The organism is Neobacillus sp. S1115 (genome assembly GCF_055385565.1).
In genome coordinates, this window is the sequence record NZ_AP038275.1 from 5,963,837 (window position 1) to 5,989,596 (window position 25,760).

21 protein-coding genes and 1 pseudogene are annotated in these 25,760 nt (G+C 36.1%); 3 read left to right on the plus strand and 19 right to left on the minus strand.

Annotated features, from left to right (window positions below):
• Positions 1-2: 2 nt before the first annotated feature.
• From ACZ5B7_RS28975 to ACZ5B7_RS29055, 17 genes and pseudogenes are all read right to left on the minus strand, one after another.
• Positions 3-740, minus strand: a complete 738-nt coding sequence (locus ACZ5B7_RS28975) for a magnesium chelatase domain-containing protein (RefSeq protein WP_464492015.1) — start codon at positions 738-740, stop codon at positions 3-5.
• Between the two features lie 259 nt (positions 741-999).
• Positions 1,000-2,277, minus strand: a complete 1,278-nt coding sequence (locus tag ACZ5B7_RS28980; protein WP_464492016.1) for a nucleotide sugar dehydrogenase — start codon at positions 2,275-2,277, stop codon at positions 1,000-1,002.
• A 321-nt stretch (positions 2,278-2,598) separates the two neighbouring features.
• Positions 2,599-4,026, minus strand: coding sequence for a lipopolysaccharide biosynthesis protein (locus ACZ5B7_RS28985; RefSeq protein WP_464492017.1), 1,428 nt, complete (start codon positions 4,024-4,026; stop codon positions 2,599-2,601).
• A 63-nt stretch (positions 4,027-4,089) separates the two neighbouring features.
• Positions 4,090-4,755, minus strand: coding sequence for a CatB-related O-acetyltransferase (locus ACZ5B7_RS28990; RefSeq protein WP_464492018.1), 666 nt, complete (start codon positions 4,753-4,755; stop codon positions 4,090-4,092).
• Positions 4,745-6,070 carry a glycosyltransferase WbsX family protein gene (locus ACZ5B7_RS28995; RefSeq protein ID WP_464492019.1) on the minus strand — a complete coding sequence of 442 codons (1,326 nt, stop codon included), beginning with the start codon at positions 6,068-6,070 and terminating at the stop codon, positions 4,745-4,747. Before ACZ5B7_RS28995 ends, ACZ5B7_RS28990 begins: the two co-directional genes overlap by 11 nt.
• Before the next feature lie 12 nt (positions 6,071-6,082).
• Complete coding sequence (locus tag ACZ5B7_RS29000) at positions 6,083-7,474, minus strand: hypothetical protein (protein WP_464492020.1); 1,392 nt, start codon at positions 7,472-7,474, stop codon at positions 6,083-6,085.
• Positions 7,475-7,670: 196 nt separating this feature from the next.
• Positions 7,671-8,798, minus strand: a complete 1,128-nt coding sequence (locus ACZ5B7_RS29005; RefSeq protein ID WP_464492021.1) for a glycosyltransferase family protein — start codon at positions 8,796-8,798, stop codon at positions 7,671-7,673.
• A gap of 651 nt (positions 8,799-9,449) precedes the next feature.
• A complete protein-coding gene (wecB, locus tag ACZ5B7_RS29010) occupies positions 9,450-10,580 on the minus strand; it encodes a non-hydrolyzing UDP-N-acetylglucosamine 2-epimerase (RefSeq protein WP_464492022.1) in 1,131 nt (376 codons plus the stop codon).
• Between the two features lie 2 nt (positions 10,581-10,582).
• A complete protein-coding gene (locus ACZ5B7_RS29015) occupies positions 10,583-11,692 on the minus strand; it encodes a capsular polysaccharide biosynthesis protein CapF (RefSeq protein ID WP_464492023.1) in 1,110 nt (369 codons plus the stop codon).
• A 16-nt stretch (positions 11,693-11,708) separates the two neighbouring features.
• Positions 11,709-12,746 carry a polysaccharide biosynthesis protein gene (locus ACZ5B7_RS29020; RefSeq protein WP_464492024.1) on the minus strand — a complete coding sequence of 346 codons (1,038 nt, stop codon included), beginning with the start codon at positions 12,744-12,746 and terminating at the stop codon, positions 11,709-11,711.
• Positions 12,747-12,748: 2 nt separating this feature from the next.
• Entirely contained in the window at positions 12,749-13,936 is a 1,188-nt protein-coding gene (locus ACZ5B7_RS29025) for a glycosyltransferase family 4 protein (RefSeq protein WP_464492025.1), read from the minus strand.
• A gap of 36 nt (positions 13,937-13,972) precedes the next feature.
• Positions 13,973-14,608: a sugar transferase gene (locus tag ACZ5B7_RS29030; protein ID WP_464492026.1), complete on the minus strand. Its 636-nt coding sequence runs from the start codon at positions 14,606-14,608 to the stop codon at positions 13,973-13,975.
• Positions 14,609-14,743: 135 nt separating this feature from the next.
• Positions 14,744-15,622: pseudogene (galU, locus tag ACZ5B7_RS29035) on the minus strand (UTP--glucose-1-phosphate uridylyltransferase GalU).
• Positions 15,623-15,694: 72 nt separating this feature from the next.
• The gene (locus tag ACZ5B7_RS29040) at positions 15,695-17,521 is read right to left on the minus strand and encodes a polysaccharide biosynthesis protein (protein WP_464492027.1); all 1,827 of its coding nucleotides are present in this window, start codon (positions 17,519-17,521) and stop codon (positions 15,695-15,697) included.
• A 331-nt stretch (positions 17,522-17,852) separates the two neighbouring features.
• Positions 17,853-18,617, minus strand: a complete 765-nt coding sequence (locus ACZ5B7_RS29045; RefSeq protein ID WP_464492028.1) for a tyrosine-protein phosphatase — start codon at positions 18,615-18,617, stop codon at positions 17,853-17,855.
• Positions 18,618-18,715: 98 nt separating this feature from the next.
• Entirely contained in the window at positions 18,716-19,432 is a 717-nt protein-coding gene (locus tag ACZ5B7_RS29050; protein WP_464492029.1) for a CpsD/CapB family tyrosine-protein kinase, read from the minus strand.
• Positions 19,422-20,171: a YveK family protein gene (locus ACZ5B7_RS29055; protein WP_464492030.1), complete on the minus strand. Its 750-nt coding sequence runs from the start codon at positions 20,169-20,171 to the stop codon at positions 19,422-19,424. The genes ACZ5B7_RS29050 and ACZ5B7_RS29055 overlap by 11 nt, the downstream gene beginning before the upstream one ends.
• 250 nt (positions 20,172-20,421) lie before the next feature.
• Here ACZ5B7_RS29055 and ACZ5B7_RS29060 point away from each other — a divergent pair, with 250 nt between their 5' ends.
• Positions 20,422-21,261 carry an SGNH/GDSL hydrolase family protein gene (locus tag ACZ5B7_RS29060; RefSeq protein ID WP_464492031.1) on the plus strand — a complete coding sequence of 280 codons (840 nt, stop codon included), beginning with the start codon at positions 20,422-20,424 and terminating at the stop codon, positions 21,259-21,261.
• Positions 21,262-21,462: 201 nt separating this feature from the next.
• On the opposite strand, the gene ACZ5B7_RS29065 is transcribed toward ACZ5B7_RS29060, so the two are convergent.
• Positions 21,463-21,615, minus strand: a complete 153-nt coding sequence (locus ACZ5B7_RS29065; RefSeq protein ID WP_464492032.1) for a hypothetical protein — start codon at positions 21,613-21,615, stop codon at positions 21,463-21,465.
• A gap of 228 nt (positions 21,616-21,843) precedes the next feature.
• Between ACZ5B7_RS29065 and ACZ5B7_RS29070 the strand changes: the two genes are divergently transcribed.
• Together ACZ5B7_RS29070 and ACZ5B7_RS29075 are read left to right on the plus strand one after the other, a co-directional pair.
• The gene (locus tag ACZ5B7_RS29070) at positions 21,844-23,079 is read left to right on the plus strand and encodes a C40 family peptidase (protein ID WP_464492033.1); all 1,236 of its coding nucleotides are present in this window, start codon (positions 21,844-21,846) and stop codon (positions 23,077-23,079) included.
• A gap of 431 nt (positions 23,080-23,510) precedes the next feature.
• A complete protein-coding gene (locus tag ACZ5B7_RS29075) occupies positions 23,511-24,824 on the plus strand; it encodes a GDSL-type esterase/lipase family protein (RefSeq protein ID WP_464492034.1) in 1,314 nt (437 codons plus the stop codon).
• A gap of 293 nt (positions 24,825-25,117) precedes the next feature.
• Here ACZ5B7_RS29075 and ACZ5B7_RS29080 read toward each other — a convergent pair whose 3' ends face one another.
• Complete coding sequence (locus ACZ5B7_RS29080; RefSeq protein ID WP_464492035.1) at positions 25,118-25,645, minus strand: hypothetical protein; 528 nt, start codon at positions 25,643-25,645, stop codon at positions 25,118-25,120.
• Positions 25,646-25,760: the final 115 nt, after the last annotated feature.

The following is a 25,760-nucleotide window of genomic DNA, read 5'->3' on the forward strand; positions in this document are numbered from 1 at the left end:
TGTCACCCATTGTTCGAAGGAAATGCTTCAGCCAGCATACTTTTTCCACAACCCGGAGGGCCGCTTAACAAAACATGATGCCCGCCCGCAGCTGCAATTTCCAATGCCCTTTTCGCGTGGGTATGTCCAATCACCGATTGAAAATCAATTTGCGGTTCTTCATGTACTTCTATAGAAGATACTGGCTCAGTATTTGTATTTGGAAAAGTAAATAAATGCTCTGCTGTAGTTTGTCCGCGTAAATGCGAAATGAGTCCGGATATTGAGGAAACTTGAATTAATTCTATTCCTGCTGATTGAGGAAATATGCGGGTATTAATGGGAGGAATAAAAATTTTCTTGAAACCAAGCTTGATGGCATTCGTCACAACTGGAATAATTCCTTCAAACGGTTCAATATCACATTCTAAAGATATGGCACCGATGATGCATGTATCTTCCAAATTCACTCCATCCAGCTCACCAACAGCTTTCAATACAGCAATCACCATCGCAGCATCATAACCTGGGCCTGTCTTTTTATATTCTGGAGGAGATAAATTCACAGTAATCTTCTTCGTATGTATATCTGCATTCTGTTCATACAATGCACTCCAAACCCGCTCCTTCGATTCCTTCACCGAAGCATCAGGCAAGCCTACAATCACAAAAGACTCCTTATCCGTCCGCGCATTCGCTTCAACCTTCACCTTGTAACCATCCATGCCATTCAAACCAACCGTCATCACAGAAGACGCCAAACCCCTAACCTCCTTCAAAACTCATAATCTATTAAAAATTACATCTATATTATACTCCACTAAATGTAAACAACAAAGAAATAACCGGAACTATTTAACATGAAATCAACAAACTGGAAAATCCCTGGATGGTGCCTGTCACCCATTGTTCTTGTAGAGAAAATTAAATTTAACAAATTTATAGATAAGGATAGAAAAAAGGTACCCTCCCCATAATGTAGGCGGAAAAGTACCTAATATAAATAACATATCAACTTTATTAAACCAAGGATTCCTGCTTTTGACCCATTGTATATAAATTCCCATAATTGTAATATTTTATAGATTCACTATTAATTTTCACACAATTTTTTGTATCAAATACCACTGGGTTTCTCATTTTTGTGTGAATTTTGACTTCATCTAAACCTTTAAATTCATTGTGGTCAGTTAAAATTAAAATTAAATCAGCCTGATTAATAGCCTCATCAAATGTTGAGAGAGGGAAATGTACTTGCTCTTGTTTAGCGTGAGGTTCATATATTGATAGTTCAAATCCTTTTTCTTGTAACAATTCTACCACTTCTAATGCTGGACTTTCACGAACATCATCAATATTACCTTTATATGTTAAACCAAAAACTGCAACTTTCCCGTTCTGTCCTACAATTTTTTCGATATGTTCTACTACAAACTTAGGCATTGAGTTATTAATGCTTCTTGCATTAAAAATTAATGGTGATTCATCTGGAGCTTTTTCAATAATAAAATAAGGATCGACAGCCAAGCAATGTCCACCCACTCCAGGACCAGGTTGATGTAAATTAACCCGTGGGTGTCTATTAGCCAAGTTAATAACTTCAAGTGCGTTGATACCAAGTTTATCCGAAATTTTAGCAAGTTCGTTGGCTAATGCGATATTGACATCACGATAAGTATTTTCCATTAACTTCGACATTTCTGCAGTAACTGCACTAGTTTTAATAATATCTCCTGTTACAAATGAACCATAGACTTCTGCAGCCTTAATTGCAGATATTTCGTTAATTCCACCAACTATACGTGTGTTTTCAACTAACTCTATTAAAATCCTCCCTGGTAAAACTCTTTCAGGGCAGTGTGCTAAATAAACTTCTTCCCCAACCTTCCAACCTTCAGCTTTAATAATTGGAGCAACAAAATCATCAATTGTTCTAGGTGGTATTGTTGATTCTACGATTACTAAATTCCCCTCTTTGAGATAAGGCAATATATTTTCAGTTGCTGCCTTAACATACTCTAAATTGGCGGTATGATCTGGATAATTTGGAGTTGGAACAGCAATGATAAAGATATCAGCATTCTCTGGAGAAAGCGTTGCTCTTAAACGACCTTCTTGTACTACCTTTTTAACTAATACGCCTAAGCCAACCTCTTCAATATGAATCTCCCCTTTATTGAGAAGATCGACTGCTCGATTATTTATATCTACACCTACCACTTCAAACCCTGATTTTGCAAACATTGCTGCTGTAGGTAATCCTATATACCCTAGTCCAATTATACAAATCTTTTTCATTTGTTTTTTTTCCTCCAAACATTAAAATATTAAGCTACAAAAAAATATTTGCCTATAATAATAGTATAATCACATTTTACTCTAATACATTTAGAAATATTTGGTTTTATAATATTTATTAGTTAAAGTCTTTTCATTTCAAAATTGCTCCTTAGATTTTATTGCATAATACTAAACTGTTAATTTTAAGCGGTTTTTATAAGAACCGCCTAAACATTAAAAAGGCCTGAGATAATCCCTCCAGCCCCCATTAAACTTTTCTAATAAATTTATATACTAAATTGTATTTAAAAAGCTTCAAATCGTCGATTATCTTCAAATTTAATAATCATTACCTTTTACTAAAATTTTTATATTTTTTAACATAATGTCAAGGTCTTTTCTCTTAATAAAAATATATGAAACATACGCGAAACCATATATTAACAACGTGAACACAGAAGTGATATACCAACTACAAATAATAAACACTACTGTCATAAGAAACTCCAAAACACTATCTTTTGATATTGATATATCTAGAATTTTTGATAAATAGGTTTCTGATAAAATACATCTAATAGCCAACAAAATAACAATAGACAATACTGCTAAATCTACGCTTTTGATAATAATTGTTGTAACAAATGTTATAACAATACTAACACATAAAGTTAGTAGATTAACCCACAACATTAGCTTTTCCTTCCTAAGAGTTTTTAAATACGTATTAATTAATAATGACATTTTCCCCTCATAAATGCACATTGGGAATAAAATTGCCATATATTTAAGACCTTCTGAATAATTGGGCAACCAAAGTGATAATGTATATTTGAATGGATAGTATATTATTAAAAGGCCAAATAATCCAACCATCAATAAATCTCTAATTGAACTATAAATTCTCGGCAATTTACTTTCATTAGTTCTTCGTAATATTGGAAACATTACTAATCCAATAGCATTAATGAAAATCATAAAAAAATTAGAAATACTAAATGTAAGTGAAATCTTTCCAAATACATCAGGATTCCATGAACGTTCTATACCAAATCTGACTACTCCTATTATTAACATACTTGCAATATTTGCAAACATAAGTTTTATTCCTGTAGTAATGTTTGCTTTAGCCTCAAAAAGGTTATATTTAATTGAGACAAACTTACTGAAAACAATTTCTCTGCACATATAAACAGTAGAAATAAGAGTGATAATTTTGCCTACCATGTCGGCTATTATCAATAACTTATAATCTCTTATTCCAATTAGAAGAATTACTACAACAAATATACAGTATATTACCCTTTCAAGAAGCGTGGTTTTAGAAAATTCCTTTATTCTGTTAGTGGATTGTAAGACATAAAGCAAAAAATTTCGTGGTACTAATGAAATGAGACAAAATGCTACCATCAAAAATATAAACTGTTCATTGTAATCCGTTATATAAAGAAAAGAATAAAGTGCTATTAAACTACCAACTATTAGAATATATATTGTAAAGGACCAAAACTGAGAAGAAAAAAGATTCTTATTTAAGTTACTATACTCAAGACCACCATATCTAAGATAAATCCCGTCTATCCAGCCAATACCAAAAAAGCCTAAATATGCAGTATAAAATAAATATATTTGCCAATACCCATAATCTGTAACCCCTATTAACTTTGGAACTATTAAAATTATTATAGTAGATATAACCATTGAAACAAGGTTTGATGTTAAAGTATATGAGAAATTTGTTAGAATTAATTTGAATTTTCGGTTCAATTTATTCTCCTCTAGTTTCTAATATATTTGCAAAGATTCCTCTCAAAAACTGGATATTATAACTTAATAATCAGCCTTTTTATTAGAAACTTTATGAAAGCACTCCAGGACTACATCTATATTTGTTCTATCAATTTTTGTAGTACAATAATACTTATATTTATTTAATACGTTTCTGTCTATCTTTTCAAAATCAATACTCATTAATTTCTCAATAATATCTTCTGTAAATCTTCTTCTTATAATTCTCCCTCCTGCATAAATTGAATAAGGAGGTATATCTTTTGTTACTATACTACCCGCACCAATTACACTACCTTTCCCTATTCTTACTCCAGACAATATAATTGAACCTACCCCTATCCAAACGTCATCTTCAACAATAATTGGCCCGTTAGACAACGCATCAGCTTCTATACCAAACTCTTTTTCTGGGAAAGGGAAACTAGTAATTCTTTCGAAATCATGTTCACCACTTAATAAAAATATTACATCACTGGCAATTGAACAGTAATTACCAATAATCAACATTTCCTCCTTATTTCTATATGAATAAATATTAAGTGTAGCATATGTCCCCTTTCCAACTTTCACTTTATCGATTGGAAATAAATTATTGGGTAAAGTATCATTATGTGAGTTATGTTTTCTCCATTTGTACCTAAAGTTAGCTAGATTGCAATAGCTTTTTACGGGTTTTAAATAATATCGTATTAGATTACCGATCATCTAATTCTTCCTCACTTTCAGCAATATTACACTGATAAGTTGCCTCTAAATAGGCATAGCCATATTCCCTATCTGGTTCTAAATAGGCACCTTCTCCCCATTCATTCCATGCATTAATAAATACAATATTATCTTCTAAATAATCGTTCCTATTTACATAGTTAATAGCATCATTTAACCATTGCTTATATAATTCCGGGTTGCTGCCATAATATATGATACCATGTTGATTTCTACGTGGTGTGTTATCCCAAGCTGGCATAACAGCTGGATATACTTTGTTTTTTTGATTTTCGATTTTATAAGGTTTCTTTTTGATAATTTCAGAATAATCGTAAATTACACCTTTAAAATCATCTCTCATTGTTTTAATCGATGAAGTTATATCTGTTAGCTTATTAGCAACAGAACCAGGTTGAAACTGTGAAGCTGCATCAAAACCATAATTTAACCAATTTGTTTCAATTTTTGCTTCAAGTGAAGCAATTATATATAAATCTTTTCCTAGTTTTTCTTTTACTCTTTTTCTCCAATATTGTAATGTTTCCTTATGGTTTGGAACTTGAGATGGTCTATATATAACTAATACTAATTTATTATCAATTTTTAAATATCTATCATCATCCATATATGGTATCGCATCATCAATGAACCTTCTATAACTTTCTTCAGTTGAATCGATTTCTAATAACACTTCACTACTTATCCCTGAATACCTTTTTGTCCAATTTTCATTACACCAACAGATACAATACTCAATGTCCATTTCCTTATTTGACATAAAAATATCAAGAGGTGTTTCTAGTGCCCGCTCTCCATTAAACCAGTAAAAATAAAAGGAAAAAACATCCACTCCATAGTTTTTAGCTAGTTTAATTTGAGCCAGCATATTCTCTGGTAACCTTAAATCATAAAACCCTAATTCTCCTGGTAGTTTTGGCTGAATATGGCCTGTAAATTGCGGTACTGTTTTAGTAACGTTGGTCCACTCAGTGGTTCCTTTTCCCCACCAAAGGTTATTTTTTTCGGTTGGATGATATTGGGTCAAATAATAAGCTATAATCTTAGATCTTTGCTTTTTATTGTGTGTATGTTCCTCGTATTCAATATAACCTTCATTACGATAAATAGGAGTATTAAGAACATGTTCTATATAATTTACATATTGATTTTCGTTTTGACCTGTAATTATTGCCTTTTCATTAATTTCAGTTACATCTTTGTTCCTCGGGAATAAGTCTCTTATTTTATTTTTCAATTCCATCGATAGTGGTAATTTCCAATAATATAATTTCAATTTATCTATAACTTTCATTAAAATATCTCCTTAATTACTTTTCCTATTAATTAGCTTTGAAAACAATATAACCAAACCAAATGTTCCTAAATACTGTGTTATTCCACCTAATAAAGAAGGCGTATTTACCAATGCTCCACTTACCATTCTTAACATACAATACCCAAACAAATATTTAGTTTCAAATGACTTTGCATGAATAAACTTTTTGTTAAAAAAAGTAGCTAACCAAATATTTAAACATAGAGTAAACGGAATTCCTAGTAAACCAAAAAATATATATCCATAACTGATACTAAATATTACGTGTCCATTTAAATACTGACCAGAGTATAAATATAAGTTATATAATTGACTAGTAGTATATCCATGATTTTCAAAGATCATATTAAGTCCAAATATTGATCTTAAAAAGTCAAATATTAGATTAGTAATATCCACGTCAATAAACTGGGTAAATATTTCAACTGGCTGTGCGAGAGAAATTGGTCCCCCATAATATATTTGGGTCCATGCTGCCATTGATTCGAAAGTGTTGATCCATTTAGAATAATCACCTTCCCGATAATTAGTAATCATAATTATAATGATTATCAATACGGTAACTATAGAACTTCCCATTGCTTTTTTATATTTAGGAAACATATCATTTAAAATCAAAATCATAATAAGAGCTACATAAACTTGTGAAGTTCTGCTTTCTCCCTGTATTACACAAACAAACAATAAGGCTATAAATAATGAAAATATAACGTAAATGCGTTTGTTAGTATAATCATACTTTTGTTTACAATAATTAAATATTAGAAGCACTGTCATACAAATTGCTATTATTATAATATACTTAATTAAAGTAATATAAGCACTGTCAATTGAAACTGATTCCGAAATTGTAATAAAATTCAATATGTTGTAATTACGCCCAATTAAAATATACAAAATAAAAGCAAAAATTATATATATAAAATAGATATACTTATTCCCGCTTAACTGAAAATAAGAATCATATAAATCCCTTTTTTGAAACTTAACACTCCTTATTGATACTTTTTCTAATAAATAAATAAAGAAACCAGTTGATAATAATTCAAATATTCCAAAAAACATTACCTTTTCAATAGTACTATTATTGACATGATAATGCTGTATTCCTACAAAGTTACTTGTTGTGAAAGAAACTAGAATGGGATAAACTACATATCTCATAGGAAGTACAAAATATATTATTAAATTAAGTACGATAAAATGTGTTTTTTTTATCTTCAAGTTAAGAAAAATAAATGCATATATAATGGTATAAGTTATTGGCCATAGACATAAATATTTATAATTTGTGTTTATCTGATTCGACAAATATACACAAATTAAGCTTATTAATATTAACCCATATAAAAAAATTACTTTAATAGCTTTTTTTTTCATTTTCACACCTTTTTAAAATTTCCTTCATTTACGAAATTAGAGACTATTTATTTTACCTAACGTGATTAATTAATGTAATAATTCCTCCCTTATAATATATAAATTGATATAATACGCATAATTAATTTTAAATATCTATGCTTATTATAAAGCCTACACTACTTTAGTAAGTCTACAACTTATATTAAATTCATTCTTACTTCACTTCTAAAAATTCATTTAATAAACTTCTCATTCCTTCATCCCAATATTTAAAATCACACTTTTTTAAGTTAGCAACTATATTGTGCCACTTATCTAAATTGGCAGATAACTCATCGAGTAATCTCGTTAATCCTTCAGTATCATGGTAAGGCAATCCAAAACACGTTTTATTTTTAAGAAATTTTTCTGCAGTTATAATTTCTATATTAGCCAAAAATGGCGTATTTGTAGCTAAACAATCTCCCCATTTATTTGGCTCAGCTAGTTGGTTTACCTCTGTTACTGGATCATAATAGGTAAATGCTAAATGAGAATTATAATATAACGCCAATGCTTCCTCATTGCTTACATTTCCATAATATTGAACATTAGGTAACTTTAATAGCTTATTCGCAGCTTCACATCTGGGATAACCGGCTACTATAATATTTATTTTATTATTGCATTTTTTTACTGACTGATATATTTGTTCAATTCCCCTAGCTTTTGTTAAATAGCCATTAATATATATAGTAAATATTTCTCCCCTTTGGTACCCTTTTTCTGATGCTATTTCAATCGCTTTTTTATGAATAGAACTTGTGGGGGTATTAGGAATGATTCTGGTGTTTACTTCCATTATATTAATCCGTGAAAAACCAGGAACAAGATGGTATGATGCCTGTTTAGAACAAAAATTCTCCAATTTATTAATTACTCTTTCTAAAAATCTTGACCATCTATAACTTTTAGAAATATTATCAGGATTATCAAAAATAAAATTTCTAGTAACAAATAAGTTTATAACTGCAGTTGGAAAAGCAGTATCAAATCCTAAACAATAAAAGTAGTCATTCTTATTACCTCTAAAAAGAACATTAAAAAATACTTTTATTATCCATACAATATAAAACAATACTAAACTTCTCTTTCCTTCTCCACCACCAGTTAATAACATTCTTTTATTAACCGCTTCAAAGTCTTCATTTCCTTTATTAACACTCCTGTCCCATCCCCAAAAATCAATTAATATATTCGGTGATTCTAACAAGATATCTGTTAATTTCCTTAGTCTTACCCGTTCTTTTAAATTGGGAAGCGGTGCGATAATAACTATCCTTTTTACTTTATTATTATTCATAATTTTAACCTCTTTTAATTTAAAACTAAAATATTATCGACTTCTTTTATATAAGGGCTACAAATTTATTTGAACATAAAATGTTAATAGATATATAACCGGAATCAATTAAGGGTATATACATTTACATCAATGCTTTTACTTAGGTAAACAAAGAGAAATTTATGAAACAAATCTCCACAACTCTACTCAAACAAACTATTAAAACAGTATACTAATCATTAGTTACATGGTATTACCAATTAAGTTTTATATGAATATAACGACGTTTTATACAGCAACAAGGACGATTGAATTAAGGTCATTATCAATTCGTTTTCAGAGTAGTGAGTAAGGATTTATATCATTTTAACTATAGTAAACATTAGATCTTACATTAAACGTAAAATCTACTTTCTATATGGAATAACAAAAATTGTATCATTTTAAAATAAGCAATACCAAACCACTAAAACAATGGCAATTTCTAATATATTAATGCAATGAGAGTTTGCTGAATTAGATTTACCGATTTAAGAAGAAACATTTCTTAACGTAGAATTGTTTCTCCCTAATGAATATTATCGCTCAAAAAAGTAAAATAGTTATTTTCCATCCCTTAGATAGAAATTAATAGAGTATTTGAAAGCCTCTAGTTCAATTTATATATGGTTAATTATTTTTCTCCCAAACAACCCTATTGATATAGTCTGTATATGATATTATAATTCTAAGAACCTTATCTGATACATTAGGCATACTATAATCTTCAACAATTCTCAATGTACTATTATCTTGGGATTCTAATATTTCTAGACCTTGCATTATTCTTTCTTTCTTTAAGCCCACCATCATGACAGAAGCTTCTTCCATTGCCTCAGGTCTTTCATGAGCTTGTCTTATATTAAGGGCCTTAAAACCAAGAATCGAGGATTCTTCACTAATAGTACCACTATCACTAAGAACTGCTTTAGCTTTGATTTGAAGCTTAATATAATCATTAAACCCTAAAGGTTTCATTGTTTTAACTAATGGATTAAACTCTACCCCTTTAGCATTAATCATGTTTCTAGTTCTAGGATGTGTACTAACAATTACAGGTAAATGATATTTTTCAGCAATTGCATTTAAACTATCGATTAAGTCCATAAAATTCGTTTCAGAGTTAATATTCTCTTCCCTATGAGCTGATAAGACGAAGTAATTTCCTTCTTCTAGACTAAGTCTCTCTAATACATTTGATTTCTCAATATCATCTTTTCTTGTGGTAAGAACTTCAAACATCGGGCTTCCTGTTTTAATGATTCTATCAGATGGAAATCCCTCTTTAAGCAGATATTCTCTAGCAATGTCGCTGTAAGTTAAGTTAATATCAGATGTATGATCGACAATTTTTCTGTTGGTTTCTTCTGGTACCCTTTGATCAAAACATCTATTCCCTGCTTCCATATGGAATATAGGAATGTGTCTTCTCTTTGCTGCAATTGCACATAAACAGCTATTTGTGTCCCCTAGCACTAATAATGCATCAGGTTTTACCTCTTCCATAATAGGATCAATTTTCACCAATATGTTCCCAATAGTTTCAACCGCTGTTCCAGTCGCAGCATTAAGAAAATAATCTGGCTTTTTCAAATGAAAATCATTGAAAAATACTTCATTTAACTCATAATCATAATTCTGGCCTGTGTGCACCAAAATATGTTCAATTGCTCTAGATTCTTCTAATTTATTTATAACAGCCGACAGTCTGATTATCTCTGGTCTTGTACCAACAACTGTCATGACTTTTAATCTCTTCATAACTAAACCTCCAAAAAGTAAGTGTCTGGCTTTTCAGGATTAAAAAGCTCATTTGCCCACATTACTGTTACTAAATCGCTTTCCCCAACATTAACAATTGAGTGAGTATATCCAGTTGGAATATCCACTACTTGCAACTTTTCGCCACTAACTCTATATTCAATAATCTCTTCAGAACCAATCTTTCTAAATCGAATTAACCCTTCACCACTTACTACTAAGAACTTTTCATTTTTAGTATGATGCCAATGCTGCCCTTTTGTGATTCCTGGTTTTGAAACGTTTATAGATACTTGACCTCTTTCTGAAGTCTTAATAAATTCAGTAAAGGATCCTCTATTGTCACAATTCATTTTAAGATCATAAGAGAATCTGTCTTCAGGTAAAAAGCTTAAATAGGTACTATATAACTTCTTTGTTAAAGCATCTTCCATATTAGGAACACTTAAATTAGTTCTACTATCCTTAAAGCTTTTTATTAAGTCTGCTAATTCTCCAAGTTTTATTGTATGTGTTACAGGAACAACACAATGATCCCCTTGAAAAGTTGGATTACCATTTAAAGCTCTTAAAAACTCATCTAATACATCATCTATATAAGATAAAGTAAGCTTTGCATCCGGGTTATTTACTTGGATATCTAAGTTTCTTGCAATATTGTGGCAGTAAGTAGCTACTACTGTATTATAGTTAGGTCTGCTCCACTTACCGAATAAATTAGGCAATCTATAGACATACACTTTTGCATCTGTTTCTATACTGTAATTAAATAATATTTCTTCCCCGGCTTTTTTACTTCTTCCATATGGATTATCCTTATCTGCCTGAATGGATGAAGTAATAAGTATCGGAACCTTATTATTATGCTTTTTTAGAAGTTCTATCAATTGAGAGGTTAATCCATAGTTACCCTCCATGAACTCCTCTTCAGCTTTTGGCCTGTTTACCCCAGCTAAATGAAAGACAAAATCACATTCCTTTGTATATGATTCAAGTAATGAAACGTTACTTTCTCTAGTAAATTCAAATATATTGTTATATCCTCTATTTTTAAGTTCTGAAACTAGGTTTTGACCCACAAAACCTTTCGCACCTGTAACTAGAATATTCATTATTAATTTCCACCCTTTAGTTCAATACGTGAGCCCGTTTATTCCATTCCTTTAATTCGGTTCGAACATACTCCAATTGAAGCAGCTTTTCTTTAATCTGCTCAACGGTAAGAATTTCAGTATTATCAGAGTTATATTCTGCGACTGTGGTTAGCTTTTTGTTACCTTCATCAAAATACTTACCATAGTTAAGGTCTCTTTGATCAGCAGGAACTCTATAAAAACCGCCTAAATCCTCTGCAACAACATATTCCTCTTTAGTAAGCAATGTTTCATAACGCTTTTCACCATGACGTGTGCCAATGATTTTTATTTCATTATCTGCATTAAACAATTCCTTTACAGCTTGAGCGAGGTCACCAATTGTACTTGCTGGAGATTTTTGAACCATAATATCTCCTGCCTCAGCATTACGAAAAGCAAACACAACTAGCTCAACCGCCTCTTCTAAACTCATAAGAAATCTTGTCATATTGGGATCAGTCACTGTTAAAGGCTGTCCATTTTTAATCTGCTCAATAAATAACGGTATAACCGAGCCACGAGACGCCATTACATTACCATATCGAGTTCCACAAATAAGTGTCATTTCCGGATCAACAGTTTTAGATTTAGCAACATATACTTTTTCCATCATTGCTTTTGAAATACCCATCGCATTAATTGGATAAGCTGCTTTATCGGTTGAAAGGCAAATCACCTTTTTAACTCCATACTCAATAGCCGCTGTTAAAACATTATCTGTCCCAATAATATTTGTTTTTACTGCTTCAAGAGGGAAAAATTCGCATGAAGGAACTTGTTTTAAAGCTGCCGCATGGAAAATATAGTCCACACCATGCATGGCATTTTTGACACTTGCCAAATCCCGCACATCACCTATATAAAACTTTAATTTATCATTTTTATAAAGCTTTCTCATATCATCTTGCTTTTTCTCATCACGAGAAAAAATACGGATTTCCTTAATATCTGTATCTAGGAATCTTTCCATTACCGCATTTCCAAAAGAGCCAGTACCACCTGTAATTAGTAAAGTTTTATCTTTAAACATCCTTATCCCCTCAAGTTTAATAGAGTATTTTCTAACACCGATATAAATTTATCTTTGCTGTAATTGTTAATGTAATAATCTGATGAGTTATTCGCCATATTCTCTTTACTATCACTACTGCAAAACTTTACGATTAAATCTGCTAATTCATTATAATTTTCAGCATCACAACAAAAACCACATTCAGCTTCTTCTATTACACGTCGTGCCTCACCATTAATTGCGCCAATTATAGGTTTGCTAGCTGCCATGTAAGATTGCACTTTACCTGGTAGCGTGTATGAAATGGTTTTATTATTTTTTAAAGTAATTAACATGGCATCTGCTAAACTATAATATTTTGGCATTTCACTTAACGGTTGTCTTCCATAGTATATAATGTTGTCTAACGAAAGCTTGCTGCTAAGCATTTTACACTCTTCTAATTTAGACCCGTCCCCAACAATGTGAAAAGTAATGTCTTTATCTTCACGCAATAAATCTGCCGCTTTAATTATGGTTTCAACACTTTGCATGTCACCTATATTTCCCGCAAAAACAAAATTGTATTTACTCTGTTTAGAAACCTCGGGTGTTCTAGTGAATAAATCTTCAGCATATTGAGGTAAATGGTGTATTTCTTCCTTATTCACTTTTAAAGTGTCTTTAAAATAATCCTTAAACATACTAGAAGTAACCGCTATGGAATCTGCTGAATTATAGATCCATCTAGAAATTCCTAAGAAAAGTTTGTATACTAACGAACTTTCCTTGATTCCGCCAGCAGCTAAACTATCTGGCCATAAATCTAAGCAATATAGAAGAACCTTCCTTTTATGCTTCTTCTTATATGTGATTGCCGGTATTCCCATCATAACGGGTGAAAGTTGGTTGACCATGATTACATCAAACTTTTCTTTCATAAACAATGCTTTAAATGATGCTGATAAGGCAAAACTGAAATAATTCAAGAAAAGCTTAATTTTTTTGTTTCCTCGACCAATTTCATAACTTCTTATTACTCTTACACCGTTAATTATTTCATCTCTTTTTTTCCCATTTCGATATTCGCTAAGAATCTTACCCTCAGGGTAATTAGGGAGGCCAGTTAAAACTGTCACTTGATGCCCCTTTTTTACCAGAGATTCACAGATATCTGTAATTCGAAAAGGTTCTGGGTAGTAATATTGACAGACAACTAATATTTTCATAGTGAATTTTTAGCCTCCAAAATCTATTGAACTAGTTTACTTTCCTGAAGTACCGGTCATTTTAGTACTCGCAACTTCCTTCTTAGCTCCAGTTCCGCCTTCAATTACCCCATCACTTTTCAATACACTAATGATTGTCAGAAAAAAACATTTAACGTCTATCCAAAAACTAATGTTCATAACATACTCGCCATCTAACTTTGCCTTAATGACAATAGGAATTTCATCCCTGCCATTAATCTGAGCCCATCCAGTCAAACCAGGTCGAACGTCATTAGCCCCATACTTATCACGTTCTGCTATCAAGTCATATTGGTTCCACAAAGCCGGTCTTGGACCAATGATACTCATCTGTCCCACAAAGATATTCCAGATTTGCGGTAGTTCATCAAGCGATGTCTTTCTTAGAAATTTACCCATCTTCGTAATGTATTGTTCTGGATTGTTTAGTAAATGAGTCGGCGTGTCCTTCGGAGTATCGATTCGCATTGTTCGGAACTTTAATATATTAAAATGGGTTTTATTAATCCCAACACGTTTTTGTTTAAACAGCACCGGACCTTTGGAATCAACTTTTATTGCTATTATCAAAATCAAAAAAATGGGTGATAAAATAATTAATCCTATTAAAGAAAGAATGATATCTATCAATCTTTTAATAATTAAATACATTGAAGAACTCCCCTTTGTTTTTTAGTAAATTAGTACTTAAGCGAGTATCAGGTTTTTCAACTAACTACTAACCCACTAAAAGTTTCAGAATATTAGCCCATGTTCATTCAAATGCACACAGGCCTTATTCCTCTTTTATTTCACTTTCATCTCATCCATATGCTCTTCAAGATAAGGAAGCAGTTCTAATCTTAAATTACAATCCTGTAAAGCAAACTCAATAGTCGTCTTCACAAACCCAATCTTCTTCCCAACATCATACCGATTACCCTCAAAATCTAAGCAAACACATGCTGTATCTGAATCAACTTCTGAATTGCATCCGTCAACTGAATTTCTCCACCAGCACCAGTCTCCTGCCGCTCCAACAACATAAAGATTTCCGGAGTAAGAATATACCGACCCATAATCGCTAAATTAGAAGGCACCGTTCCCGGTGCGGGTTTCTCAACAAAATTATGAACCTGATATTTTCTTCCTTCTTGAACTGAAGGCTCAACAATCTCATATCGATGTGTCTCATTATCCGGAACTATCTGAATCCCAATAACAGATGACTGAGTTTCTTCATATATTAATTAGCTGTCTCAAGCAAGGTGTTTCACTTTGCACGATATCATCACCAAGCAAAAACACAAGCGGTTCATCCCCAATAAAATTTCTTGCATACTATACCGCATGCCCTAAACCTTTTGGCTCTTTCTGCCGTATATAATGTATATTAGCTAAATTTGTGGAGTAACGGACTTTGTCGAGTAAGTCGGTTTTTCCTTTTTCAATTAAGTTTTGTTCAAGTTCAGGAGCGTAATCGAAATGGTCTTCAATCGCCCGCTTTGTTTTACCAGTAACAATAATAATATCTTCGATACCAGAAGCTACCGCTTCCTCAGCGATATATTGAATCGTGGGTTTATCAACAATGGGCAGCATTTCTTTTGGCATTGCTTTTGTAGCAGGCAGGAACCGCGTTCCTAAGCCTGCTGCTGGAATAATCGCTTTACGTACTTTTTTCATTTTTATGTCACCTTCAACTATTTTTACGGTCAGAAATTTATCGAAACGATCGAAAACTCTATCAAGAAACGATTAATAGGCAACAGCTATTAACGAAGAAGTATCATACTTATTGTTAGCAACAGCTATTAACGTATCGTGCATTTCTAGCTCAGACATTTTTAATAATTCGTTTATTAAACGATTTAAAACGTCGGCATTAATAACATTAGCCTTGCCGATATGAATCTTAGGGAAAACCTGCTTTTGATGAATTTCATTGGCATTGAGGAGCTCTTCGTACATTTTCTCTCCAGGACGAAGACCTGTAAATCGAATCCCGATTTCTTCTATTGAAAATCCTGATAATTTAATAAGGTTTTTAGCTAGATCGACAATCTTTACGGGCTCACCCATATCTAGGACAAATACTTCTCCCCCACGAGCAAGGGTGCCTGCCTGAATAACAAGTCGTGAAGCTTCAGGGATCGTCATAAAGTATCGTGTCATGTCTTGGTGTGTAACAGTAACCGGTCCGCCTGCTTGAATCTGCTTTTTAAATAACGGAATGACACTGCCGCGGCTGCCAAGTACGTTTCCAAACCGAACGGCAACAAATTTTGTCGAGCTTTGCTGCGCCAGACTTTGAATAATCAGCTCCGCAAACCGTTTTGTTGCCCCCATAACATTTGGAGGATTAACCGCCTTATCTGAAGAAATCAACACAAATGCATGAACACCAAATGTATCCGCAGCTTCTGCCACATTCCTTGTCCCGAAGATATTATTCTTTACCGCTTCTCTCGGATTGTATTCCATTAATGGAACATGTTTGTGTGCAGCCGCATGGTAAACGACAAACGGTTTGTGTTCTTCCATCACTTCAAAGATCCGGTTCCGATCCTGAATATCACCGATTACAGGAACAATCTCAATTTGTCCTTCGTATTGACGGCGCAGCTCCATATCAATCAAATAGATGCTGTTCTCGCCATGCCCTACTAGGACAATTTTTTGAGGATTGAATTTGCAAATCTGCCGGCAGATTTCTGAACCAATCGAACCACCTGCTCCAGTTACCAGAACTGTTTTTCCCGACACATATTCTGAAATACTATTAATATCTAACTCTACCGGTTCCCTGCCTAGTAAATCCTCCACCTGGACATCGCGGAATTCATTTACGGATAGTTTACCGGTCATTAGGTCTTCCAACTTTGGAATGATCTGTGTTTTGGCCTTTGTTTTAGCACATTCATCAAAAATGCGATTGATTTCCTTTTTGCTTAAAGAAGGAATCGCGATGATAATGTTATCAATTTTGTATTTTTCAACGGTCTTTACGATATCGCTGGAATTCCCAACCACCGGAATGCCTAGGATATCCAATTTATACTTTCTTGGATCATCATCGATAAACGCCACCGGCTTTAAATCAATGTCATGATTATGAAGCAGCTGACGCGCAACCATCGTTCCGCCTGAACCAGCCCCGATGATGAGCATTTTTTTGATATCTTTCTGTTTGTTCATGATGTTATCGCGGAACATTCTCCATGAAAAGCGTGAACCGCCGATAAACAGGACATGGATCATCCAGGTGATCATCAAAGCCCGGACATAAATATTGTCAAACACGACCTGTTGCATAACGGCCGCTGCCGCAATCGTCAATGTCACGGCTTTTACAATCGCGATTAATTCGCCCACACTCGCGTATTGCCACGCTTTGTTATAAAGCTTGTAATAAAAAGCAAATAGATGATGGCAAATTAATAATGTCAGCGCGGTCACGAGCACAATCGGGCTCTCGAGAATTTGAATCATCGGATTAAGCGTCCAGTAGCTTATGTAGATTGCTGTCAGGATGATTGCCGAATCCAATAGCGCCAGTGTGGTCAGTCTCTTCCCATATGTCACCGATATTTTCCCCCTTTTTTTCTATGTATATTTGAATATCGTTTGGACAAAAAAATAAATACCTAATGGAAATGCAGGTGCCTTTACACCTATCCTTTCATTAGATATTTATTGTTTTTTTGTTTATTTTTTAAACCGGGCATCTAACCCGCCCTCACATCACGCTCCTGACGACATGCGTCTAAGGACCTACTCTTTGCCGAAGAGAAGCCCCACAGCATGACCGAGTGCTCCCTTTGATAACGGACAGGGAAGCCTCACCGTTCAAGGCATGCATCATGCCCTGAAATGAATGTTTAATTTTCCAGCCTTTTCTTATCGGCTTAATCGGTTAAAAGATACCAAAAAGCTTCTTCTTTTTAATCTTCTCGGGTACTTCTTTGTACACATGATACCCGTTCACGACATTGGCTGCATTTTCTTGAAAAAGGTAAACCATTTCATTTCCGTACGTTCTTTGAATGATGTCGTAGGCTTCACGTATCCTGAACGTGCGATTCTTCACATTGTGGGCATCGGAAGCGATAAAGTGCGTTAAGTTTGCTTCGATTAATTGCATCGTGATGCGTTTGATTTTTTTCCCAAAATCACCGCAGATGCTGGCGGCCGTTACTTGGGTTAACGCCCCTTTTTCAACCATTCGATACAGGATGTCCGGCTGTTCGATGATTTGCTGGTTTCGTTCTGGATGGACAATAATCGGTATCAGCCCTTCCAGCTGCATATCATAAAACAACTGGTTGGCATAACGCGGGACGTGATTGGAGGGGAATTCCACCAACACATAATTCGTGTTGTGAATCGGCTGGATTTCGCCCTTTTTATGACCATCGAGCAGTTCGCCGTGAAGGCGGACCTCCTGACCTGGGAGTATCTTTATATCTATATTTTCTTGTTGTAATTGGCGGTTTAACTCAGCTGTTTTTTCCAAAATGATTTGTTTTGGGTTTTCGTACTGATTATTTAGATGATGAGGTGTCGCCACGATAGTTCGAATCCCTTGCTTGACTGCCGTTCTTGCCATCTCGATACTTTCTGACAAATTCCTCGCCCCATCATCAATTCCAGGCAAAATGTGACAATGTAGGTCAATCATCGCTAACACTCTTTTCTGATAATTTCCTCATTTATAACACTTTCCACTATATTACCACATATATAGGGATGAAGTCTGACGAATTGTGTCGAATGATGTTAATTTTTTGTGCCATATGCCCCATAATAATAGTAGTAGTCGCTCTTCTGAACTTCTTTGTGATTTAATACCACACCTAACAGCTTACTTTGGGCGGTTTGTAACAATTCTTTTGCTTTCTTCGCCAGGTCGATTTCTGTTTTTTCACTATAGACAACCAAAATCGAGCCGTCGCATTGATTCGCCAGAATTTGCGGGTCTGCTACCGCTAGTAATGGCGGTGTGTCGAAAATCACATAATCGAATACGCTTTTAGCCTCTTCGATAAACTGCTCCATCGATTTGGAGCTTAAGAGTTCCGCAGGGTTTGGTGGAATCGGTCCGCTTGTTAACACATAAAGATCCGGCTCTTCCGTCTCGTTGATCGTGTTTTCAAGCGTTCTTTGTTTTGTTAGGACAGTTGTAAAGCCAAAAAGATTGGTGACGCCGAATGTATGATGAACGGTTGGCTTACGCAGGTCTGCATCGACTAAAAGTACTTTTTTACCAAGCTGGGCGAAGGTCACCGCCAGATTGGCTGCTGTTGTCGACTTTCCTTCGGCGGGACCGGAAGAGGTTACCATGATCACTCGAATTTCTTTATCGACCGATGAAAATTGAATATTGGTACGGACTGTCCGATATTGCTCAGAAATCGGCGATTTTGGTGCAATCGATGTAATTAACTTACGGCTTGGGTCCTTCGTTATCTGTTTCTTTTTTCGTCTAAGAGCCATAAGTCTCACCTCTTACTCCTGTTTTTTTCGCGGCTCTGCGCTGTTTTAACTCTTCGATTTTTTGATCATCGATTTGGGCAATGACGCCAAGGATCGGCAGGCCTAGCTCTTTTTCGACATCTTGTTCGTTTTTGATGGTGTTATCGAAATATTCTAATAGGAAGGCCAGACCGACACCTGCCATTAAGCCGACCACTAAGGCGATTGCCACATTTAATAATGGTTTTGGCTTTATCGGTGATGGATTTTCAACAGTTTGTGCTTTTGCCAGGATGCTGACGTTGTCGACATTCATGATCTTGACGATTTCCGATTGGAACACTTCAGCGGTTTTGTTGGCAATCAAGGCTGCCGTGTCCGGGTTTGAATCCTGTACGGATACGTTGACAACCTGAGAATCCTTTTCACTGCCGACAGTGATTTTTTGATTTAATTGGGTCGCGTTCAAGCCTAATTTGAGATCGTCCGCCACGATATCTAAAATAGCCGGGCTTTTGATGATGACATTGTAGGTGTTGATTAATTGCAGGTTTGTTTGTACTTCGCTTGGGCTGTACGCCGTTTGGTCATTTTTCGTTTGGTTAACAAGGATTTGCGTTGAAGCTTGGTAAATCGGGGTTAAGAAAAAGAAACTGACCACACCGCTGATGATTGCAGCAATGAGGGTGATGGATACAATTAACGCTAAACGCTTTTTCAACGTTTCGAGCAGCTCTTTTAAACTAATAGTCTCTTCCATTTCGTCCTCCTGAATAACTAGTTACAATAGAGTATTATAGCATAATTTGTCATGTTTATGCGAAAATTGTCAAATAAAACTCACTCACTCTATTAAACACCTTTTTGTAAGAAATTAGAAGAGGATATGTGGATTTGGAAGCAATTTCTTTTTTCGCTGTCTTTAGTCACAAGTTTTTGGAGATTTTTGTTTGATTAAGGAGGAAATTGGAATTATTTTCAGATTTTTTCTGTTATAATAGGGGAGCAACGTGGATTGGGGGTTATATGTAGAGATGCAAAAAGTGATGGTAGTATTATTAGGAATTATTTTTATTATAGTTTTATATTTTGGGCAGTCGCACTGGAAACAGCAAATTAAGGACACATCCGCGAATATGAAGACCGATTATTATACGACGCTTCAGAAGGACTATAAGAAGTCGCGTGGCGGGGCTGCTGGTTCGGCTGCTGCTAAGGGGCAGGAGGATGTGCTCTCGCTTACGAAAAATTGGCCTTCCGGCGCTGTGGAGCGGTTTAAGAAGACGCTTGCTGATGGGGCTAAGTTTAAGATCTTGTTTGTTGGGTCGGGGGCGATTGGCTCTGAAGGTGACGGGACTTATCCGCTTGTGAAGAAGCAGCTTGAGGATGCGTTCGGCACGAAACATGTCGAGGTAGATTTGTATACATATGGCTCAAACTCTAGCCAATTTTTGAAGGAGAATAAAGAGAAAGACGTTGCTAGACTCGGAGCTGATTTGGTTATTTATGAACCGTTTATTTTGCAGAATAACGGTGCTGTCGGGATAGATAAATCATTAGCGGATTTAACGGCCGTGATGGAGGCTGTGAAGGCAGAGAAACCTGGCGTCGCCTTTATCCTGCAGCCGTCCGTTCCGCTATATAAAGCAAAGAATTACCCAGTTCAAGTAGCGCAGTTGAAGGACTATGCAAAGAAGAACGGAATTGCCTATCTGGACCACTGGACAGCATGGCCAGATGCAAATACCGAAGCGATTAAAGAGTACTTATCGCCGGACCAGACCGGGCCAAGCGACAAAGGCGCACAACTATGGAGCGAAGCATTGGCTGCGTATTTGATCAGTAAGTGATGCATGGGGACGGTTCTCGTGCATCATAATTAGCAATAGTGACTATGGGAAGCGCGGACCGAGAGGTTCGCTTTTTTTGATGCACAGGGACGGTTCTTCTGCCTCAAAAAGGCGGTGCTAACCAGAACCAGGCTGGCCCTCCCTGAAAAAAGGGCACAAAAAAACTGCCAGCTTTTTAGCCCAGCAGTCTTCCATATATTATTAAAGTGCTACCAAATGTCTAAGGTCTTCTTTTAAATCCTCGATTAATTGATTCAGGGAAATTTCTTTTTCTTGCATGGCCTTGTCATATGTTTTTTTGACAATCTCTGAAAAGTCAGCCTTCATGCTGACGTTCTCTACATTCTTCTCCACTCCGACCTGTCCCTCCATCATCTCATTGTTTTTCATAATAATAGAAAAGTAGTGGAATGTAAATAGATTTCCAGTTGAATTTTGTAACAAATTTATGAATTTTGTAGAATTTTCTGTAACAGTCGTGTTCTTTTGTTAATTTCTCACAAATTTTTCGACTTTCGAACAATAAATTAGCAATCTATGGTAAAATACATAGAAAAATAGAATAAAAGAGGTGACTGATTCGTGAGTAAAACCGTCGTTCGGGCTCTGTCGACAACCGCCCTTCTCTCTATCGCCTATGCGGGCGCGGCCCATGCGGATACATATAAGGTACAAAAAGGCGACACTTTATCAAAAATCGCCAATACATATAAAACAACTATTAATGATATTAAGTCGTTAAACGGGTTAAGCTCGGATCTCATTTATGCGGGACAAACGTTACAGATTCCCGGTCCTGGGGCTAGTGCAGCTCCTGCTCCTTCTCCATCTGCTCAGCCAGGGGATACCTATACGGTTATGAAGGGTGACGCCCTGATCAAGATTGCCAACCGCTTCAGCGTGACAGTCGGCGAGCTTCAACAGTGGAACAGCCTTAGCGGCACGTTGATTTTTCCAGGACAGGTATTGAAGGTATCGAACCCGAATGCTGTTGCAGCTGCGCCAGCGCCTGTGGTGGTTCTACCGCCTGCTACCTCAGCTCCCGCTCCAGCCCCTTCCCCGTCTGTGAACGGGACTCAGGATTATACAATTGTCTCAGGCGACAGCCTGAGCAAGATTGCACTAAAGTTCGGCACCACCGTGCAGCAATTGAAATCATTAAATGGTCTTAGTTCGGATCGAATTTATGCTGGACAAACTCTGAAGGTGCCTGGGCAAAATGGTACCGCTCAAGCTCCTGCCCCTGCAGCACCGGCACCGGTAACTCCGCCTCCAGCAGCAGCGGACGTTTCCGATTATGTGATCAAAAGCGGCGATACACTCGGTTCCATTGCCACTAGGTATAATACCACTGTCGATAACCTGAAGGCGCTAAACAATTTAACTTATGATATGATTTATGCCGGCCAGACAATTAAGGTGCTAGGGCAGACGCCGGTTCCGGCGCCAACTGGTGATGTTAGTACGCAGATGATTTCTGTTGCCAAGAGCTTAATCGGTGTGCCGTATGTTTGGGGCGGCAGCAGCCCGTCCGGCTTCGACTGCAGCGGCTTCGTTTATTACGTGGCCAATCAGGCTGGAAAGAAAATCAGCCGCACTTCCGCTGCCGGCTACTACGACCGTTCGTATTATGTCGACCAGCCTAAGGCGGGCGACCTGGTGTTTTTCTCTAACACCTATAAGCCAGGAATCTCCCATGTGGGCATTTACATGGGCAATAACCAATTCATCGACGCTAACGACGGCGGCGTGAAGATTTCCAATTTAAGCAACGCGTACTACGCTTCGCACTTTGAAGCATTTAAACGATTCTATTAAATTTTTTTCAGCCAGCCTCTTTTGTGGGCTGGTTTTTTATTTTTCGATTGTAAGGTTTATTTAAAAAATTAAAGAGTTACGGGCACAACCATTTAGCTTGCTGCCATTATAGTGGTTCGTTTAAACGTATTTTCTCCATCTTTTTTGGTACCTCACACTCTTTCATCTGCCATTTATTCAAACGTTTTGCCATTGCCTCATCCCCCCTCGCTTTTCTCATGATCGCTAGCATTAGTTCTATTGGCTCAATCATTCAAAAGTTTAATAGGAAAAAAATATTAGCTAATTTTAGCAAAATATGTTAAATTCTGCAAAATAATAACGAAATAGCGAACATTTTTCCGATATTTGAAGAATTGTATTTGTGGGATTGAGAAAAAATGACAATTATAATTAAATTGTTCGTTATAAAAAATATTGGGGGTATGAAAGTGAAGTTGAGACGCATTTCTATTCTTTTCATCCTTATGCTCGCGCTGAACACCTTCTTTTCGGCATTTGCTTTTGCAAACAATGACGAAAACAAATGTCAGTGCAGTATCGTCGCATTAGGGGATTCTATCACTGCAGGGACTGGTCTTGCAGCAGGCCAAAAGCCTTTTCCTAGTTTAATTGGAAAATTAGGCGCGAAAGAAAACAACGTTACTAATCTCGGAGTCTCTGGCCAAACATCAACACAATTGCTAGCAAACTTTGGCAATGCGAAAACTTCAGATGCTGTTAAAAATGCAGATGCCATTACATTGTACATAGGCGGCAATGATCTTTTGCAGACTACCGGTATTCAGAACCTACTAGAAAATCCAGAAATTCTTGGATCCATGACAGAGGAACAACTTGCAGCCCTTGTGGCAGAAGCAGCTGCCGGTGTACCTCAGTTAGGTGATAATCTAGTTAAGATTGTCGGAAAAATTAGAGCACTAAACAGCTCTGCTCCGATCGTTCTTTACAATCTTTATAATCCAGTTCCGGATAACCAACAACTTGCTATCTTCCATCAACTTGGAGATCAGTTAATTTCTTTGGTTAACAAAAGCTTAATCGAACCTGTTGCCAATCCTGATAAAGGAGTCTATTTGGCGGATGCATTTAAAGCTTTTAACGGAAAACAAGCTCAATATGTTTTAACTAATGAAGTTCCTCAATTAGGAATTGGGGTTCACCCAACTGCTGCAGGCCATCAGGCGCTTGCAAATTTGGCAGACAAGATCTTAGCACCGCTTTTCCCTGAAAAAGTGCTTACGATTCAATTGACTCCATCAACGGTTGAAGCGACTAAGGACCCAGTAACCATTAAGGTTCAAACCAACGCTGACACCGTACAAGCTCTGAAATGGCTTCCAGGTACAAAGGCCGCTCAGGACTTCCAAGCTGCAGGCACCGACATTAAAGACGCTGCCTTCCAAGTAACAGAAAATGGTGTTTATACTGTTTATGTAAAAGATGAATGTGACAGAGAAGCAGTAGGAACCATTGAAATTAAGAACATCGAAAAACCAGTTGTCGTGGATCCAACACCAAACCCTGGTGGCACGGATACTCAGAATCCAGCACCACAAGGGAATACAAATACGACAACAACTACCACACCTGTAAAGGCAGCTACAGCAACAGCTGCAGCTACCACTGGCCATGCACTGCCAAATACGGCTACATCTATGTATACCTACATGGTTATTGGACTAGCTTTAGTTGCAGCAGGATTCATGGTTCTAAGACTTCAACGAAAAAGCACCAATATATAGGCTAACAGAAAATGAAAAAGGCCAGTCCATCTCAAATTGAATGGACTGGCTTTTTGTGTTGAATCATTATATATGTCTTCCCCCCTATTAAAATACTCTTTTTACATTTACTCGTCACTTTGTCGGGTTTATTGTTCTATATTCTGAATATACTCGCCTGATTTTGTTTTTTACTCGCCTAATTTCGGGATTTAATCCTCGAAATTTGCATTTTACTCGCCTACCCTATTTTTCCGCTATAACCAAACAGCTAAAAAGCCAGGCGGGCAGCCTGGCTCTGGTAATATTCCATATTAAGTTGCTCTCATCTTCTTCCTTTTATTTTTTCGATAAACATTGTTTTCCATAAGCTGCCCGATTAATCCCATCACCAGGCCGAAGAAGATTCCGTTGAACACGGGGGCGTCGAAAAGCGGCAAATTTTTCAATATGGGACCGTCATGCCAGAACAGGCCAAAATCCATCCCGAGGACGATTCCGAGAAAAAAGCCCGACAGATAAGTCCTGTTCTCCACATTTCCTTCCAGTTTCTGATTATTCGTCTTGGCCGTATTGTAGGCGTGCCAAATGGCGAAGCCATAAAGTGACGGATAAAACAATCCCCAGCTGTAATCGATCGGCGGCTTGGCCCCCGGCAGGTTCCCATCAAATGAGAAGATGAGGGCAAGATTTAATTTCGCTTTCACATTGATGACGAATTCCAATATCAGCAACGTAAATCCCATTATATAATCGCGGTTGTAAAATTGTCCGAACCCCGGCAGTACCGTCGACCACAACATCGCGGCATAAGGAGATCTATATTGGTGGGTAGTTCTCATTCAGTCTTCCTCCCAAAAGAAGTATATTTATATAATTTCAGCGCAGAAGTGGAAATCTCCTTCTAAATTCACAAATTTTGGGAATTTTGACATACAACTTTCTACTACTTAGGCA

Bases quoted from the DNA above. Each gene is read 5' to 3' on its own strand.
- ACZ5B7_RS29020 (WP_464492024.1), bottom strand. From the start codon at position 12,746: ATGTTTAAAGATAAAACTTTACTAATTACAGGTGGTACTGGCTCTTTT.
- ACZ5B7_RS29015 (WP_464492023.1), bottom strand. From the start codon at position 11,692: ATGAATATTCTAGTTACAGGTGCGAAAGGTTTTGTGGGTCAAAACCTA.
- ACZ5B7_RS28980 (WP_464492016.1), bottom strand. From the start codon at position 2,277: ATGAAAAAGATTTGTATAATTGGACTAGGGTATATAGGATTACCTACA.
- ACZ5B7_RS29000 (WP_464492020.1), bottom strand. From the start codon at position 7,474: ATGAAAAAAAAAGCTATTAAAGTAATTTTTTTATATGGGTTAATATTA.
- ACZ5B7_RS29045 (WP_464492028.1), bottom strand. From the start codon at position 18,617: ATGATTGACCTACATTGTCACATTTTGCCTGGAATTGATGATGGGGCG.
- ACZ5B7_RS29055 (WP_464492030.1), bottom strand. From the start codon at position 20,171: ATGGAAGAGACTATTAGTTTAAAAGAGCTGCTCGAAACGTTGAAAAAG.
- ACZ5B7_RS29050 (WP_464492029.1), bottom strand. From the start codon at position 19,432: ATGGCTCTTAGACGAAAAAAGAAACAGATAACGAAGGACCCAAGCCGT.
- ACZ5B7_RS29080 (WP_464492035.1), bottom strand. From the start codon at position 25,645: ATGAGAACTACCCACCAATATAGATCTCCTTATGCCGCGATGTTGTGG.
- ACZ5B7_RS29025 (WP_464492025.1), bottom strand. From the start codon at position 13,936: ATGAAAATATTAGTTGTCTGTCAATATTACTACCCAGAACCTTTTCGA.
- ACZ5B7_RS29005 (WP_464492021.1), bottom strand. From the start codon at position 8,798: ATGAATAATAATAAAGTAAAAAGGATAGTTATTATCGCACCGCTTCCC.
- ACZ5B7_RS29030 (WP_464492026.1), bottom strand. From the start codon at position 14,608: ATGTATTTAATTATTAAAAGATTGATAGATATCATTCTTTCTTTAATA.
- ACZ5B7_RS28990 (WP_464492018.1), bottom strand. From the start codon at position 4,755: ATGATCGGTAATCTAATACGATATTATTTAAAACCCGTAAAAAGCTAT.
- wecB (WP_464492022.1), bottom strand. From the start codon at position 10,580: ATGAAGAGATTAAAAGTCATGACAGTTGTTGGTACAAGACCAGAGATA.
- ACZ5B7_RS28995 (WP_464492019.1), bottom strand. From the start codon at position 6,070: ATGAAAGTTATAGATAAATTGAAATTATATTATTGGAAATTACCACTA.